This window comes from Streptomyces sp. NPDC034084, from assembly GCF_055575535.1.
The window spans coordinates 29,846-44,659 of sequence record NZ_JBVISK010000001.1 but is presented as its reverse complement, the minus strand read 5'-3'; the positions used below and the strand labels follow the sequence as shown (position 1 = coordinate 44,659).

At 73.0% G+C, this 14,814-nt stretch carries 14 protein-coding genes; 6 read left to right on the top strand and 8 right to left on the bottom strand.

All coding sequences use genetic code 11. From position 1 onward, the window contains the following. Positions 1-3 precede the first annotated feature (3 nt). The 6 genes from ACZ51I_RS00230 to ACZ51I_RS00205 all read right to left on the bottom strand — a co-directional run bounded on the left by ACZ51I_RS00230 (position 4) and on the right by ACZ51I_RS00205 (position 5,444). A complete protein-coding gene (locus ACZ51I_RS00230; RefSeq protein WP_468870477.1) occupies positions 4-759 on the bottom strand; it encodes an SDR family oxidoreductase in 756 nt (251 codons plus the stop codon). 4 nt (positions 760-763) lie between these two features. Further along, positions 764-2,554 (bottom strand): glycoside hydrolase family 15 protein, encoded by a 1,791-nt coding sequence (locus ACZ51I_RS00225; RefSeq protein ID WP_468870476.1) that lies wholly within the window; start codon positions 2,552-2,554, stop codon positions 764-766. A gap of 34 nt (positions 2,555-2,588) precedes the next feature. After that, positions 2,589-3,407, bottom strand: coding sequence for an SURF1 family cytochrome oxidase biogenesis protein (locus tag ACZ51I_RS00220; protein ID WP_468870475.1), 819 nt, complete (start codon positions 3,405-3,407; stop codon positions 2,589-2,591). Between the two features lie 73 nt (positions 3,408-3,480). Beyond that, complete coding sequence (locus tag ACZ51I_RS00215) at positions 3,481-3,714, bottom strand: hypothetical protein (RefSeq protein WP_030691654.1); 234 nt, start codon at positions 3,712-3,714, stop codon at positions 3,481-3,483. 63 nt (positions 3,715-3,777) lie between these two features. After that, entirely contained in the window at positions 3,778-4,752 is a 975-nt protein-coding gene (locus tag ACZ51I_RS00210; RefSeq protein ID WP_468870474.1) for a DEDDh family exonuclease, read from the bottom strand. Next, positions 4,749-5,444, bottom strand: coding sequence for a TetR/AcrR family transcriptional regulator (locus ACZ51I_RS00205; protein WP_468870473.1), 696 nt, complete (start codon positions 5,442-5,444; stop codon positions 4,749-4,751). Before ACZ51I_RS00205 ends, ACZ51I_RS00210 begins: the two co-directional genes overlap by 4 nt. A gap of 96 nt (positions 5,445-5,540) precedes the next feature. Here ACZ51I_RS00205 and ACZ51I_RS00200 point away from each other — a divergent pair, with 96 nt between their 5' ends. The 6 genes from ACZ51I_RS00200 (at position 5,541) to ACZ51I_RS00175 (ending at position 11,678) form a co-directional block, all read left to right on the top strand. Then, positions 5,541-6,338 carry an acetoacetate decarboxylase family protein gene (locus tag ACZ51I_RS00200; protein WP_468870472.1) on the top strand — a complete coding sequence of 266 codons (798 nt, stop codon included), beginning with the start codon at positions 5,541-5,543 and terminating at the stop codon, positions 6,336-6,338. Then, positions 6,338-7,222 carry an SDR family NAD(P)-dependent oxidoreductase gene (locus tag ACZ51I_RS00195; protein WP_468870470.1) on the top strand — a complete coding sequence of 295 codons (885 nt, stop codon included), beginning with the start codon at positions 6,338-6,340 and terminating at the stop codon, positions 7,220-7,222. The genes ACZ51I_RS00200 and ACZ51I_RS00195 overlap by 1 nt, the downstream gene beginning before the upstream one ends. A 12-nt stretch (positions 7,223-7,234) precedes the next feature. Continuing rightward, positions 7,235-8,518: an amidohydrolase family protein gene (locus ACZ51I_RS00190; RefSeq protein WP_468870468.1), complete on the top strand. Its 1,284-nt coding sequence runs from the start codon at positions 7,235-7,237 to the stop codon at positions 8,516-8,518. Then, positions 8,515-9,741, top strand: a complete 1,227-nt coding sequence (locus tag ACZ51I_RS00185) for an amidohydrolase family protein (RefSeq protein ID WP_468870467.1) — start codon at positions 8,515-8,517, stop codon at positions 9,739-9,741. Before ACZ51I_RS00190 ends, ACZ51I_RS00185 begins: the two co-directional genes overlap by 4 nt. Before the next feature lie 24 nt (positions 9,742-9,765). After that, positions 9,766-10,479: a VIT1/CCC1 transporter family protein gene (locus ACZ51I_RS00180; RefSeq protein WP_468870466.1), complete on the top strand. Its 714-nt coding sequence runs from the start codon at positions 9,766-9,768 to the stop codon at positions 10,477-10,479. 155 nt (positions 10,480-10,634) lie between these two features. Then, the gene (locus tag ACZ51I_RS00175) at positions 10,635-11,678 is read left to right on the top strand and encodes a zinc-dependent alcohol dehydrogenase family protein (RefSeq protein WP_468870465.1); all 1,044 of its coding nucleotides are present in this window, start codon (positions 10,635-10,637) and stop codon (positions 11,676-11,678) included. A gap of 33 nt (positions 11,679-11,711) precedes the next feature. Here the strand turns inward: ACZ51I_RS00175 and ACZ51I_RS00170 are convergent, their stop codons facing one another. Further along, positions 11,712-13,013, bottom strand: a complete 1,302-nt coding sequence (locus ACZ51I_RS00170) for a CoA transferase (RefSeq protein ID WP_468870463.1) — start codon at positions 13,011-13,013, stop codon at positions 11,712-11,714. A gap of 81 nt (positions 13,014-13,094) precedes the next feature. Then, positions 13,095-14,630, bottom strand: a complete 1,536-nt coding sequence (locus ACZ51I_RS00165) for a S8 family peptidase (protein WP_468870462.1) — start codon at positions 14,628-14,630, stop codon at positions 13,095-13,097. Positions 14,631-14,814: the final 184 nt, after the last annotated feature.

Genomic DNA, 14,814 nt, shown 5'->3' with positions numbered 1-14,814 from the left:
GCGTCAGAAACCGGCGCGCGCCCCGCCGTCCACCGGCAGCATCAGACCCGTCAGGTACGAGGCGGCCGGCGACAGCAGGAAGGCCGCCGTCCGCCCGAACTCCTCCGGGGTGCCGTAGCGGCGCAGCGGGATCGTGAGTTCGTTCGCCGCGCGGGCCGCGTCCGCGTCGCCGGAGAGGGCGTCAAGGGAACGGACCCGGTCCGTGTCGATCCGGCTCGGCAGCAGGCCGATCACCCGGATGCCGCGCGGGCCCAGGTCGTTGGCGAGGGACTTCGCGAAGCCGGCGAGCCCCGGACGCAGCCCGTTGGAGATGGTCAGACCGGGAATCGGCTCATGGACGGAGCCGGACAGGACGAAGCCGATGACCCCGCCCTCGGTGAGCGTCTCGGCGGCCGCGCGGGCCAGCCGGACCGCCCCCAGGAAGACCGTGTCGAAGGCGGCCGCCCACTCCTGGTCGGTGTTGTCCGCCGCGAAGCCCGGCGCCGGGCCGCCGACGCTGATCAGGATGCCGTCGAAGCCGCCGAACCGCGTCCGCGCCTCGGCGATCAGCCGGGCCGGGGTCTCCGGGTCGGCGTTGTCGGCGGCGATCCCCGCCGCGCCCTCGCCCAGCTCGGCCACCGCGTCGGCGACCGTCTTCTCCTCGCGCCCGGTGACCAGCACCTTCGCGCCCTCCGCGAGCAGCGCCTCGGCCGACGCCCGGCCGAGCCCCCGCGTCGCGCCGGTCACCACGTACACACGGTCCTTCAGTCCCAGATCCATGGGCCTATCCTGCCGGGTCCGCATCCTCCCGGGCCAGCGCGAACGCGGTGCCGACCAGCCCGACGTGGCTGAACGCCTGCGGGAAGTTGCCCAGCTGACGTCCGGCCACCGGGTCGTACTCCTCGGCGAGGAGCCCCACGTCGTTGGTGAGCTCGACGAGCCGCTCGAAGAGTTCGCGCGCCTCCCCGGCCCGCCCGGTCAGCCGCAGCGCGTCCGCCAGCCAGAACGAGCAGACCAGGAAGGTCCCCTCCTGGCCCGGCAGTCCGTCCACCGACCCCGAGTCGGGGGTGTAGCGGCGCAGGAAGCCGCCGTGCATCAGCTCGTCCCGTACGGCGTCCACGGTCCCCACCACCCGGGGGTCGTCCGGCGGCAGGAAGCCGACCTGCGGGATGAGGAGGGTGGCGGCGTCCAGCTCGGCCGAGCCGTACGCCTGGGTGAAGGTGTTCCGCTCGGGGTCGTACGCCCGCTCGCACACCTCGGCGTGGATCTCGTCCCGCATCGCCCGCCAGCGCGCCGCGTCCCCCGGCAGCGAGGGGTCGGCCTCCAGCGTGCGGACCGCGCGGTCGGCGGCGACCCAGGCCATCACCTTCGAGTGGGTGAAGTGGCGGCGCGGCCCGCGGACCTCCCACAGACCCTCGTCGGGCTCCCGCCAGGTGGACTCCAGGAAGCCGAGCAGGCTCAGCTGGAGGTTCCAGGCGTGCCGCTCCGCCGGGATCCCGGCCTCACGCGCGCGGTAGAGGGAGTCCATGACCTCGCCGTACACGTCGAGCTGGAGCTGGTCCACCGCCGCGTTCCCGATCCGTACCGGCGCCGAGTCGGCGTACCCGCGCAGCCATGGCAGGCTCGTCTCCGGCAGCCGGCGTTCTCCGGCCGGTCCGTACATGATCTGCAGGTCGGCGGGGTCGCCCGCGACCGAGCGCAGCAGCCAGTCCCGCCAGGCCTCCGCCTCCTCGTCGTATCCGGCGGCGAGCAGCGCGCCCAGGGTGAGGGAGGAGTCGCGCAGCCAGCAGGCGCGGTAGTCCCAGTTCCGCACGCCGCCGAGCTCCTCCGGCAGGGAGGTGGTGGGCGCGGCCACGATCCCGCCGGTGGGGGCGTAGGTGAGCGCCTTGAGGGTGATCAGGGAGCGCATCACCGTCTCCCGGTAGGGGCCCTTGTAGGTGCAGCGCCCCGCCCACTCCCGCCAGTCCTGCAGGCAATGGTCCAGGGCCTCGAAGGGGTCGACGAGGTTCGGGCGCGGCTCGTGCGAGGGGTGCCAGGTCAGGACGAAGGCCACCTTCTCACCGGCGGCGACGGTGAAGGAGGACTCGGTGGAGAACTGCTGGCCCCAGGTCTTCACCTCCGGCTCGCTGCGCAGCCAGACCGAGTCCGGCCCGGCGACCGCGACCCGGTGGCCGTCGATCCTGCGCACCCAGGGCACGATCGAGCCGTAGTCGAAGCGGAGCCGCAGCACGGCGGTCATCTCGACGCTGCCGCTGACCCCTTCCACGATCCGCATCAGGTCGGGGGCCCTGTCCCGCTGCGGCATGAAGTCGATGACCTTGACGGTGCCCGTACGGGTCTCCCAGTAGGTCTCCAGGACGAGGGAGTCCTCGGCGTAGCGGCGGGTGGCGCAGGTCTTGGCGCCCTTGGGGGCGATCCGCCAGTGACCGTTGTCCTCGTCGCCGAGGATGGCGGCGAAGCAGGCGGCCGAGTCGAAGCGGGGCAGACACAGCCAGTCGACCGATCCGTCCCGGCCGACGAGGGCGGCGGTCTGGAGATCACCGATGAGGGCGTAGTCGTCGATACGTTGCGTCACGCTTGGGCCTGTTCCCGCAAGCGGCGACGGTCAATCAACGGGACGGAGTGGCCTGCGCCTCTGCCGGCTCCGGGGATCCGGAGGCGTCGGCGCCGTCGGGGTCGCCGGCGGTCTGCCGGTCGTGCTTCTCGCGGCGGACCAGGATCACCCAGCCGACGGGGACACCGGCCGCGAAGAGCCACCACTGCACGGCGTACGCCATGTGCGCGCCGATCGAGTCGTGGTCGGGCTCGGCGATCATCTCGGGGGTGCCGCCGGCCGGCTCGGGCCCGGTCTGCTCCAGGTATCCGCCGAGCACCTCGCGGCCGATGAGCTCGGCCTGCTGCCGGCTGTCGATCAGCATGACCTGGCGGTCCGGCAGGCCCTTGAGGTCCTTGATGCCGCTGGCGCCCGTGGTCTCGTCCGCCTTGAGCCGGCCGGTGACGGTGACCTCGCCCCTGGGGGCGGGTGGCACCGGAGGGTAGGAGTGCTGGTCGGCGGCGGCCGGGACCCAGCCGCGGTTGACGAGGACGATCCGTCCGTCCCGGAGGACCAGCGGGGTCAGGACGTGCACGCCCACCTGGTCGTCGGAGGAGGTGCGGCGGCGGACGACCACCTCGTGGGCGGGGTCGAAGGTTCCGGTGGCGGTGACCCGCCGCCAGTAGTCGGCGCGCGGGACGGTGTGACCGGGGGAGGTGAGCTCCTCGACCGGGAGCGGCTTCGCCTGGAGGTTGTCCGCGATCAGGGCGTTCTGGGCGACCCGGCGTTCGTGCCGGTGGAACTGCCAGAAACCCAGCTCGATCATCGTGGGGACGAGGACGAGGGCGACGAGGGTGAGGATCACCCACTGCCGGGACAACAGGAAGCGGTACACGCCGTCGACGGTACATTGCGGCGAAAGGCCCCCTCGCGGCGGGTGCCGCGGGGGGCCTGGAGTGGTTCCGGGGTCACACCCTGTCGACGATGCCCACCTTTCCCTCCGCGCGGGCGCAGTGGCCGCCGCAGTACCAGCTGCCCTCGACCTCGACGCCCTGTCCGATGATCTGGACCCGGCAGTGCTCGCAGATGGGCGCCATGCGATGGATGGCGCAGGCGAAGCAGTCGAAGACGTGCACCGCGCCCTGCGCGTGCACCTCGAAGGACATGCCGTAATCGTTTCCGCAGACCTCACAACGTGCCATGCGCCACAGGGTGGAGCGCCCGGCGGTCGCGCGCAGCGCGGCGCGCCCGCGAGGCCGGGGCTGTCACCCGTCTGCCGGGGCCACGTCCCGCAGCAGCTGGGTGTAGGCGGCCTCGTCGACGACCGGGGTGCCGAAGGACCTGGCCTTGAGGGTCTTGGAGGTGGCGGCGTCCGGGTCGTTGGTGACCAGGAGGCTGGTCAGCCGGGAGACGCTGGAGGCGACGTGGAGGCCGGCCTCGACGGTGCGGTCCTCCAGGAGCTCACGGTCGATGGAGGTGTCACCGGAGAAGGCCACCCGCATGCCCTGCTTGAGCGGTTTGTCCGACTCGTAACGTCCGGGGTTGGGGTACGGACACGGCGGGCGCTTCCGCGAGGGGCGCCAACTGCCCGCCCGGTAGGAGGACTGCCGGCCGATCAGCGGCTGCGCGGGCGCCGAGGCCCACTCCGTCAGCGGCCGGCACTCCAGGAGCGGCAGCCGTACGTTCCGCTCGGCCGCCGCGTGCAGGCTCGGCCGGAACGCCTCGGCGAGCACCCGCGCGTCGTCGAGCGCGTGGTGCGCCCGCTGCTGCACGACACCGAAGTGCGCGGCGAGCGACTCCAGCTTGTGGTTGGGCAGCGGCAGCGACAGCTCCTTGGCGAGCGCGATCGTGCACAGCCGCTGGCGCACGGGCGCGGCGGACTCCGCGCGCGCGTACTCCCGGGCGATCATCTGCCAGTCGAACATGGCGTTGTGCGCGACGAGGACCCGCCCGTCCAGCCGCGCCGCGAACTCCGCGGCGATCTCGGGGAAGAGCGGGGCGCCCTCCAGGACGTCGCTCGTCAGCCCGTGGATCCAGACCGGACCGGGGTCGCGCTCCGGATTGACCAGGGTGTACCAGTGGTCCTCGACGTTCCCCTGGGCGTCCAGCCGGTAGACGGCAGCCGACACTATCCGGTCGTCACGGGCGAGTCCGGTGGTCTCCACGTCGACGACCGCGTACCCCTGCGGGTAGGCGGCCGGCCACATCGCTGCTGTCGTACGGTCGTCAAGCACGGTCACTGAGAATACGGCCCGCGACCGACAGCCCCGTCCCCGCTGTCCCCAGTGTCCGTAATTGCCCTGATTTCCCCGGGGGCTTCGGCGAGCAGGCCGTCCACCAGGGCGCGTACGGAGTCGCTGAAGAGCCGCTCGGTGTCGACCGGTGCCGCCAGGGCGCGCGCGAGGGCCCCGTCGGCCTCGGCGTCCTCGCCGCGCCACAGCTCCTCCTCGTCTGGGGACTGGGCGGGGGCCCGCTCCCTGTTGCGCTCCACCAGGACATGGCCGACGACCTGGAACTGCACGGCGCGGACGGCCCGCGCCGCCTGCGCGCCGCGCAGGCCCGCCGCGTGCGCCTCGTGAACCAGGGCCCGCTGGGCCGGCAGGAACATCCGCTCCGTCAGGCCCCGTTCGTGGACCATCGCCACCAGGTGCGGGCGCTCGCGCAGGGCGCGGCGCAGGGTGCGGGCGACCGAGACCATCCGCTCGGCCGGGGTCGCGCCCCGCGGGCGGATCGTGCCGAGATCGGCGACCGTGCGGGCGACGAGGGCGTCGAGGAGTGACTCGCGGTTGCCGACGTGCCAGTAGATCGAGGTGACCGCGGTGCCGAGCTCGGCGGCGAGCCGGCGCATCGTGAGGACGCCCGGGCCGTGTTCCCTCACCAGGGCCGCCGCGGTGTCCAGGACCTCTTCGCGGGTCAGCGCCGAGCGTGCCATCGGTTCCCCCAACTCCTCTGCGTGCAGCCCTCTTTACCCTTCCCGAGCATCGGTGTAACTGTGTTACAGGCCGACGATCCCGAAGGGTGGTACGTCATGGCACGAGTACGGTACGGGGCACGCGGTGACGCGGAGGCGGCGGCGGCCCGCGAGCGGGCCGCCAAGCTCCCCGACATCTGGTCCACCGGCGTGGTCGCCCTCTGGGAGACCGACCCGGACGTCGTGGCGGCGGTCCTCCCGCCCCCGCTGAAACCCACCGCACGCCCCCTCGTACGCGCCGGCATCAGCAGGGTCGACCTGCCCGGCCACCCCCTCGGCGCCGGCTCCGTCGCCGTCGCCGCCGCCCACGGCGACCGGGAGGGCTGGTACCCGCTGGTCATGCCGATGACCCACGAGCGGGCCCTGATCGGCGGCCGTGAGGTCTTCGGCGAGCCGAAGAAGCTGGGCGAGGTCACGGTCGAGCGCGACGGTCTGGTCGTGCGCGCGGTCCTCGCCCGGCACGGCATCGCCTTCGTGGAGGTGCGCGGCGCGGTCGCCGGCCCGCTGCCGCTGCCGGAACCCGTCGAGAAGACCGACTTCTACTTCAAGTTCCTCCCGGGCGTGGAGGGGACCGGCTTCGACGCCGACCCCGTCCTCGTCCACTGCGTGCGCCACGAGAAGGTGCGGAGACTGGAGCGGATCACCGGAGACGTGGTCCTGCGCGAGTCCATGTACGACCCGGTCGCCGACCTCCCGGTGCGCCGGCTCGTCGAGATCACGATCGGCGAGAAGACCACCGACCAGAGGGGCACGGTCGCCGAACGCGTCTCCGCCCGGGACCTGCTGCCCTTCGTCCACCAGCGGTACGACGACCCGCTCCAGATCCTCGACGGCCCCCCGGAAGGACGTGCCTGATGGAGCTGCGCGCGGGGCAGGTTGCCGTCGTCACGGGCGCGGCGAGCGGCATCGGACTCGCGATGGCCCGCCGGTTCGCCGCCGAGGGCCTCGCCGTCGTCCTCGGGGACGTCGAGCGCGGCGCGCTCGAAGAGGCCGCCGAGGAGCTGACGGCGAGCGGGGCGCAGATCCTCGCCCGCACGGTCGACGTCTCCGACCCCGAGGAGGTACGGGCGTTCGCGGACGCCGCGTACGACACCTTCGGCGCCGTCCACGTCCTCTGCAACAACGCGGGCGTCGGCTCCGGCGCCGAGGGCCGCATGTGGGAGCACGATCCGAACGACTGGAAGTGGGCCTTCTCCGTCAACGTCTGGGGCGTCTTCCACGGCATCCAGGCCTTCGTCCCGCGCATGCTCGCGGGCGCCGAACCGGGCCACGTCGTGAACACCTCCTCAGCCGACGGCGGCATCGCCCCGCTGCCCACCGCCTCCGTGTACGCGGTCACCAAGGCGGCCGTCGTCACCATGACCGAGTCCCTGTACGCGCACCTGAAGGCCGAGCACGCGCGCGTGGGCGCGTCCGTGCTCTTCCCCGGCCCGCACATGCTCCGCACCGGTCTGTGGGAGTCGCACCGCAACCGGCCCAAGCGGTACGCCAAACAGCGGCCGCGCAGAACCCCGTACCGCAGCCTCGACCAGTGGGAGGCGGCGATGAAGGAGGCCGGGCACGAGGTGGCCTTCACGCCGGTGGAGGAGGTCGCCGAGCACGTCGTCGACGGCATCCGCGCCGACCGCTTCTGGATGCTGCCGGAGTCCGAGCACAGCGACCGCCAGATCAGGGCGCGCTCGCGGTCCATGCTCGACCGCGCCGACCCGTCGTACCTGGAGAGCTTCATCCTCGACTGAGGGAGCCGCACGATGAGCCACGAGGACCCGTATCTGATCATCTCCTCCGACTGTCACGCCGGGCTGCCCACCGAGGAGTACCGGCCCTATCTCGACCGCCGCTTCCACCGGGACTTCGACGACTTCCTGGCCGGGCGCGAGGCCCGCCGGGAGGCCATGACCCGGCTCGGGGTGCGCAACGAGGCCTTCGCCACCAAGTGGTTCAGCGACAACGAGGAGGGCCTGCGCGGCGGCTGGGACCCCGCCCAGCGCATCAAGGAGCTCGACGGCGACGGGGTGGCCGCCGAGGTCGTCTTCCCCGACGCGGACGCCGTCGACAGCCGGACCGCCGCTCCCTTCGGCGTCGGCCTCGGGCTCTCCGGCGACCAGGACCCGGAGCTGGGCATGGCGGGCGCGAAGGCGCACAACCGCTGGCTCGCCGAGTTCGTCTCCGCGAACCCGAGCCGGCACTGCGGGGTCGCCCTCCTCCCCGTCACCGCCGACGTCCGCGAGGTCGTCGCGGAGATCCACCGCGCCAAGGAGTCCGGGCTCGGCGCGCTCATGATCCCCTCCATGTGGGTGGACAAGGCCCCGTACCACGACCGGCGTTACGACCCGGTATGGGCGGCGGCGGCCGAGACCGGCATGCCGGTCGTCACCCACTCCGGGGCGGCGCCGCGCGAGGAGTACGGCGACCACCTCGGGATCTACGTCTCCGAGGTCACCTGGTGGCCGGCCAGACCACTGTGGTTCCTGCTCTGGTCGGGCGTCTTCGAGCGCCACCCCGGCCTGCGCTTCGGGGTCGCCGAGTCCGGCTGCTGGTGGCTGCCGAACCTGCTCTGGTTCATGGACCGGCTCTACCTGGGCGCGCACGGCGGCAAGAAGCTGTCCCCGTTCGCGGAGCTGAAGCGGCCGCCCAGCGAGTACCTGGACCGGCAGGTCTTCCTCTGCGCCACCAACACCAAGCGGCGCGAGCTCGCGCAGCGGTACGAGATCGGCGTCGACAACATCCTGTGGGGCTCGGACTTCCCGCACCCGGAGGGCACCTGGCCCGACACGCGCGCGTGGCTGCGGAGGACCTTCCACGACATCCCGGTCGAGGAGACCCGGCGGATGCTGGGGCTCGCCGCCGCCGAGGTCTTTGGATTCGATATCCACATACTGGATCCGATAGCCCGTCGAATCGGCCCCACCCCCGCCGACCTCGGCCAGCCCGCCGACCAGACCGCCGTCGAGGCATCCTGGGCCCGCTCGCGCGAGGTCGGCCGGCACTGGCTCACCGACCACGAGTTCCCCGTCCTGGGGGTGTCGCCGTGACCGACCGCTACACCGTCGTCTCCGCCGACTGCCACGCCGGCGCCGACCTCCTCGACTACAGGCCGTACCTGGAGAAGAAGCACCACGACGACTTCGACGCCTGGGCGGCGACCTACGTCAACCCGTACGAGGACCTCCTCGCCGACACCGCCGACCGCAACTGGAACTCGCGGCGCCGGCTGCGCGAACTGGAGACGGACGGCATCGTCGCCGAGGTCGTCTTCCCCAACACCATCCCGCCGTTCTTCCCCAAGGCCTCCCTGATGGCCCAGCCGCCCACCCGCGCCGAGTACGAGCGGCGCTGGGCCGGGCTCCAGGCGCACAACCGCTGGCTGGCCGACTTCTGCGCGGACGCCCCGGGACGCAGGGCGGGCGTGGCGCAGATCCTCCTCAACGACGTGGACGCGGCCGTCGCGGAGATCCGCCGCACCCGCGAGGCCGGGCTGACCGGCGGCATCCTGCTGCCGGGGGTCCCGCCGGGCTCGCCCGTCCCGGAGCTCTACTCCGACGCGTACGACCCGATCTGGGCGGTCTGCGCCGAACTCGACGTCCCCGTCAACCACCACGGCGGCTCCGCGTCGCCCCCGCTGGGCGACGAACCGGCCGCCCGGGCGGTGTTCATGGTGGAGACCACCTGGTTCTCCCACCGCGCCCTCTGGCACCTGATCTTCGGCGGCGCGTTCCGGCGCCACCCGGGGCTCAAGCTGGTCCTCACCGAGCAGGGCTCGGGATGGATCCCCGGCGTCCTCGACATGCTGGACTACTACCACCGGCGCCTGGTGTCGGCCGCGACCGGCGCCGCCACCGCCGAGTCCAAGTTCGGCGCCGGCCTCGCGGAGTCCATGGGCAAGGGCCCCGGCGAGGTCTGGCGGGACAACTGCTTCGTCGGCGCGAGCTTCATGCGCCCCCACGAGGTGCCGCTGCGCGACCGGATCGGCCTCGACAAGATCATGTGGGGCAGCGACTACCCGCACGACGAGGGCACCACCCCGTACTCCCGCGAAGGCCTCCGCATCGCCTACGCGGGGCTGCCGAAGGAGGAGGTGGCCGCCATGGTCGGCGGGAACGCCGCCCGCGTCTACGGCTTCGACCTCGCCCTCCTCGACCGCCTGGCCGCCGTCCACGGCCCGTCCGTCGAGGAGATCGCCCAGCCCCTCAAGGAGGTCCCCGAGGGCGCCACCAGCCCGGCCTTCGCCCCGGGCGGGTCGGTCCGTGTCTGGTGAGGCGCGGGGTGCGACCCTCCTGACGTGACCGAACCTCCCGCGCACGACGAAGCCCACGGCGGCGGACTCGGCTCCCGTCTCAACTGGCTCCGGGCGGCAGTGCTCGGAGCCAACGACGGCGTCGTCTCCACCGCCGGCCTCGTCGTCGGCGTGGCCGGCGCCACCGGGTCCCGGGCCGCCCTGCTCACGGCCGGCCTCTCGGGACTGCTCGCCGGTTCGATGTCGATGGCGGCGGGGGAGTACGTCTCGGTCTCCAGCCAGCGCGACTCCGAGAAGGCCGCGCTCGCCCAGGAGAAGCGCGAACTGCGCGAGCGGCCGGAGGCCGAACTCGACGAGCTGACCGGACTGCTCGCCGCCCGGGGCCTCTCCCGGGAGGTGGCCCGCGAGGCCGCCGAACAGCTCACCGCCCGCGACGCCCTGCGCGCCCACGCGCGCGTGGAGCTCGGCATCGACCCCGACGACCTCACCAACCCCTGGCACGCGGCCGGCGCCAGCTTCCTCGCCTTCACCGCCGGCGCCCTGCTCCCGCTCCTCGCGATCGTCCTCCCACCGGCCTCCGCCCGCCTCTGGGTCACCGTCCTCTCCGTCCTCGCCGCCCTCACCCTCACCGGCTGGTGGAGCGCCCGCCTCGGCAGCGCCCCCACGGGCCCCGCGATCCTCCGCAACGCGGCTGGCGGCGCCCTCGCGATGGCGGTCACCTACGCCGCGGGATCCCTGCTGGGAGCGGCGGGGGTCTAGGTGTATCGACCCGCCGGCCCGCCCTGCGCGCCGCGCACGGCCGACGCGCACGGCCGACGCGCACGGCCGACGCGGGCGGGCCGCTGACGGCGGAAGCGCTCCGCGCGATGTACGGTGAATGTCGTACAACCGTCTGACAGCAAGGACCGCCCCCCATGCGCGCCACCACCATCCACGCCCCGTTCGACATGCGCGTGGAGGACGTGCCCGACCCGGTGATCCAGGAGCCCACGGACGTCGTCCTGCGGGTCCTGCGCGCCTGCATCTGCGGCAGCGACCTCTGGGCCTACCGCGGTGAGTCCGCCCGGCAGCCCGGCCAGCGCATCGGTCACGAGTTCCTCGGCATCGTCGAGGCGGCCGGCTCCGACGTCACCGGCTTCGCCGCCGGCGACCTCGTCGTCGCCCCCTTCGTCTGGTCCGACGGCACCTGCGAGTACTGCGCCGAGGGCCTCCAGACCTCCTGCCCGAGCGGCGGCTTCTGGGGTTCGGTCGGCTCCGACGGCGGCCAGGGCGAGGCCGTCCGCGTCCCCTTCGCCGACGGCACCCTCGTCAAGCTGCCCGCCGAGGCGGCCGGCGACGACCGCCTGCTCACCGCGCTGCTCGCCCTCTCGGACGTCCTGGGCACCGGCCACCACGCGGCCCTCGGCGCGGGCGTGAAGCCCGGCTCCACCGTCGCCGTCGTCGGTGACGGGGCCGTCGGCCTCTGCGGCGTCCTCGCCGCCAAGCGGCTCGGAGCCGAGCGGATCATCGCGCTCGGCCGGCACACCGCCCGTACCGACATCGCCCGCGCCTTCGGCGCCACCGACGTCGTCGCCGAGCGCGGCGAGGCCGCCGAGGCCGCCGTCCGCGAGCTCACCGGCGGCCAGGGCGCCCACGGCGTCATCGAGGCCGTCGGCACCGAGCAGTCCATGCGCACCGCCGTCGCGATCGCCCGCGACGGCGGCTCCATCGGCTACGTCGGCGTCCCGCACGGCAGCGGCACCGGCCTCGACCTGTCGGTCATGTTCGACCGCAACATCGCGCTCCGCGGCGGCGTCGCCCCCGTGCGCGCGTACATTCCGGAACTCCTCCCGGACGTCCTCGACGGCACCATCGACCCGTCCCCGGTCTTCGACCTGACGGTCGGCCTGGACGGGGTCCCCGGCGGCTACCAGGCGATGGACGACCGCACGGCGCTCAAGGTCCTGGTCAAGCCGTAACGTCCCCCACGCCGGAGTGCCGGGGGAGACCCGTCAGGCCCCCCACCACTCCGGCGTGTCCGCCCCCGGCAGGCCCGGCGCCCGGGTCCACCCCGCGGGGCCGCCCTCGTACGACACCGGCGACAGGGCGTGCCGCAGGCGCCCCAGCGGCCCCTCCGACTCCGTGAGGTACCGCTCCGGCTCGTACCGCGGCAGCCCGTGCGACAGCCAGTGGCCCGTCTGCGCGAGGGCCACGCGGACGAGCCGGCTGCCGCCCTCCGCGCGCTGCTCGGTCAGCGACCGCAGCACCGCCGCCGCGAGCAGATACCCCGTGCCGTGGTCCAGCGCCTGCGCCGGCAGCGCGCCCGGCTTCTCGGCCGACCCCTCCACGGCGGCGATCCCCGTCGCCACCTGCACCAGGGAGTCGAAGCCGCGCCGCCCGCCCCACGGCCCGTAGTCGCCCCAGGCGGAGAGCCGCGCGGTCACCAGACCCGGCCGCTCCAGGTCGAACCGGTCGAGCGCGCCCGGCCGGTAACCGGTGACCAGCACGTCGGCCCCGTCCAGGAGTTCACCGAAGGTCCGCCGGTCCGACGGCCGGTCCAGATCGAGCGCCGCCGTCCGCTTGCCGACATCCGTGTCCGCGTGCTGGTCCGGCAGTTCCGGGTTGCCCGGCGGGTCGATCCGCAGCACGTCCGCGCCGAGCAGCGCGAGCGTCCGGGTCGCGACCGGCCCCGCGATCACCCGCGTCAGGTCCAGGACCCGCAGCGGCCGCCCGCCCCCGGCCCTGGGCGCCGCCTCGTCCAGCCGCTCCCGGGCCAGCAGCGGCCGCGCCGCCACCTCCCGGCCCTGCTCGCCCGCCGCCCACTCCCCGGGCGTGCGCAGCGCGACCGCCAGGCCCCCCGCCGCGTACACCGCCGTCTCGACCTCGACGGCCTTGAGCTCGCCGATCGCCGCCGCGACGGCCTCCACGGAGTCCGCCGTTCGAAGAGCTGCGAGCAACGCCGCCTTGTGGTGCGGGTAGTTGGCGTGCGTACGGACCCAGCCGTCGGCCGCCCGCCAGAACCGGGAGAGGGGCGCGAAGTTCACCGGAGCCCGCCCGTCGAGCCGCAGATGGCGCTCACTCACGAAGGCGGTGGCGACGGCCCCGTCGTCCACCCGTACCGGCCCCGGAAGCCCCGCGTGCTCCACCGCGGCGAGCGAGCAGGCCGCGACCGCCGCGCGCGCCAGGTCCATCACCGGCAGCCGCGCGGGCAGCAGCCCGGAGACCCCGCCGTACTCCACGCGGTCGACGAGGGCGGGATCGCCGCCCAGGGCCGACCACAACAACTCCGTACCCGTACGCACTGTGTTGTCCATGAGGGCAGTGTGGCACTCAGTGCCATGCGAAAGGCCCTGGTGTGGCACACCACACCAGGGCCCCTCACCGCACCGCCGTGACTACCGGCGGACGGCGTCCAGCGCGTCGATCAGACCGGCCCCGTAGAAGCCGTTCTTGTTCGTGCCGCCCTCGCAGACGGCGTCGATCTTGCCGTCGCCCTCGATGTCGTACGGGTTGGTGCAGGCGCGGTCGTCGGCCTGCGCGTACAGCAGCGCCTTCAGCGCCGCCGGGCTCGCGTGCGGGTGCGTCGACTTGAGGAGCGCCAGGACACCCGCCGCGTGCGGCGAGGCCATCGACGTACCGGCCTTGTAGTTGTAGCCGCCGTTGACCGTGGTCGACAGGATGCGGCCGTTGACCGCCGGGGCGTCCGGGGTCTGGTACTCGGTGCGGTCACCACCGGGGGCGGCGATGTCGATCACGCCGAGACCGTAGTTGGAGTAGGACGCCTTGAGGTCCTTGGCGCCGGTCGCGGAGACCGTCACGACGCCCGGCAGCATGGCCGGGTAGTCGAAGCACTCCTTCGGGTCGATGACCCGGTCGCCCGGAGTGGTGTCGTTCGGGCTGCTGTTGTCGAGGATCGAGTCGGCCGCCAGGTCGAACTTGGAGTTGCCGGCCGCGGCGACGTTGACCGTGCCCTTCTTCTCCGCGTAGCGGGTGGCGCGGGTGACCGCCTCGATGAGGGCCTTCTGGTCCTCGTCGTTCTTGCAGGCGAACATCCACGGGTCGGTGTAGTAGCTGTTGTTCGTGACGTCGATGCCGTGCTCGGCCGCCCACACGAAGCCGCAGACCACGGCCTCCGTGTAGAAGAAGCCGTCCGGGGTGGACACCTTGATGCCGGCGAGCTTCACGCCCGGGGCGACACCGGTGACGCCGACGCCGTTCTTGGCGGCGCCGATGGTGCCCGCGACGTGCGTGCCGTGGTCGCTCTCGCCCGGGTTCGGACGCCAGGAACCGGCGGTGGTGTCCGCCTTGCCGGACACGCAGTTGGCGGACGCGGCGGCGTCGAAGTTCGGCGCCAGGTCCGGGTGGGTGTCGTCGACACCCGTGTCGATGATGCCGACGGTGACCCGCTTGCTGCCGAGCGTCTTCTGGTGGGCCTTGTCGGCCTTGATCGCCGGGAGGTCCCACTGCAGCGGCTCCAGCGGGTCCTGCTCGTCCGTCGCCAGCGCGGCGGCGGCCTTGGCCTCGGCCGGGGACAGCGTCTGCGCGCCCTCGTCGACGGAGTCGTCGGACTGGACGGAGAGCGGGGCGGTCCGGGTCGAACCGGCCGACACCACGCCACGCGCCTGACGGATCGTCTTCGCGAACTCGGGGTTCTGCGAGTGGACGACTATCACGCCTATCTGGTCGTACGAGACGACCACCTCGCCGCCCGCGGCTGCGATCGCCTTCTTCACCGAAGCGGCGGTCCAGCGGCCACCCTCGACGTTGACGACGTACGAGAGCTTGGGGCCGTCCGTGGCAACGGTGGCCGGAGCGTCGCTCAGTTCCGCGGCGGAGGCGGCGCCGGGGAGAAGGAAGCCGAGCGAGGCCGTGAGCGCGAGACCAACCGGCAGAGCGAGAGCTCGGCCGCGCCTCGATCCCAGATGAGCCATGGGTTCTCCACATCATCCGTATGTACTGTCCGCGCGCGGGTTTGCACGTGGACAGGTGCATGACGAGTGAAGCTATCGCTGATCTTCCCGAAGCTTCAATGAGTTGAGAAGACTTCATGAAGATCTGATCAAAGAAATCCCGCGCGTGAACCGCTTCGCTTCCGTTTCCGTGCCGTTGGGCAGG

Coding starts and splice junctions, on each gene's coding strand:
- ACZ51I_RS00230 (WP_468870477.1), bottom strand. CDS start 759: ATGGATCTGGGACTGAAGGACCGTGTGTACGTGGTGACCGGCGCGACG.
- ACZ51I_RS00215 (WP_030691654.1), bottom strand. CDS start 3,714: ATGGCACGTTGTGAGGTCTGCGGAAACGATTACGGCATGTCCTTCGAG.
- ACZ51I_RS00205 (WP_468870473.1), bottom strand. CDS start 5,444: ATGGCACGCTCGGCGCTGACCCGCGAAGAGGTCCTGGACACCGCGGCG.
- ACZ51I_RS00200 (WP_468870472.1), top strand. CDS start 5,541: ATGGCACGAGTACGGTACGGGGCACGCGGTGACGCGGAGGCGGCGGCG.
- ACZ51I_RS00195 (WP_468870470.1), top strand. CDS start 6,338: ATGGAGCTGCGCGCGGGGCAGGTTGCCGTCGTCACGGGCGCGGCGAGC.
- ACZ51I_RS00190 (WP_468870468.1), top strand. CDS start 7,235: ATGAGCCACGAGGACCCGTATCTGATCATCTCCTCCGACTGTCACGCC.
- ACZ51I_RS00175 (WP_468870465.1), top strand. CDS start 10,635: ATGCGCGCCACCACCATCCACGCCCCGTTCGACATGCGCGTGGAGGAC.
- ACZ51I_RS00170 (WP_468870463.1), bottom strand. CDS start 13,013: ATGGACAACACAGTGCGTACGGGTACGGAGTTGTTGTGGTCGGCCCTG.
- ACZ51I_RS00165 (WP_468870462.1), bottom strand. CDS start 14,630: ATGGCTCATCTGGGATCGAGGCGCGGCCGAGCTCTCGCTCTGCCGGTT.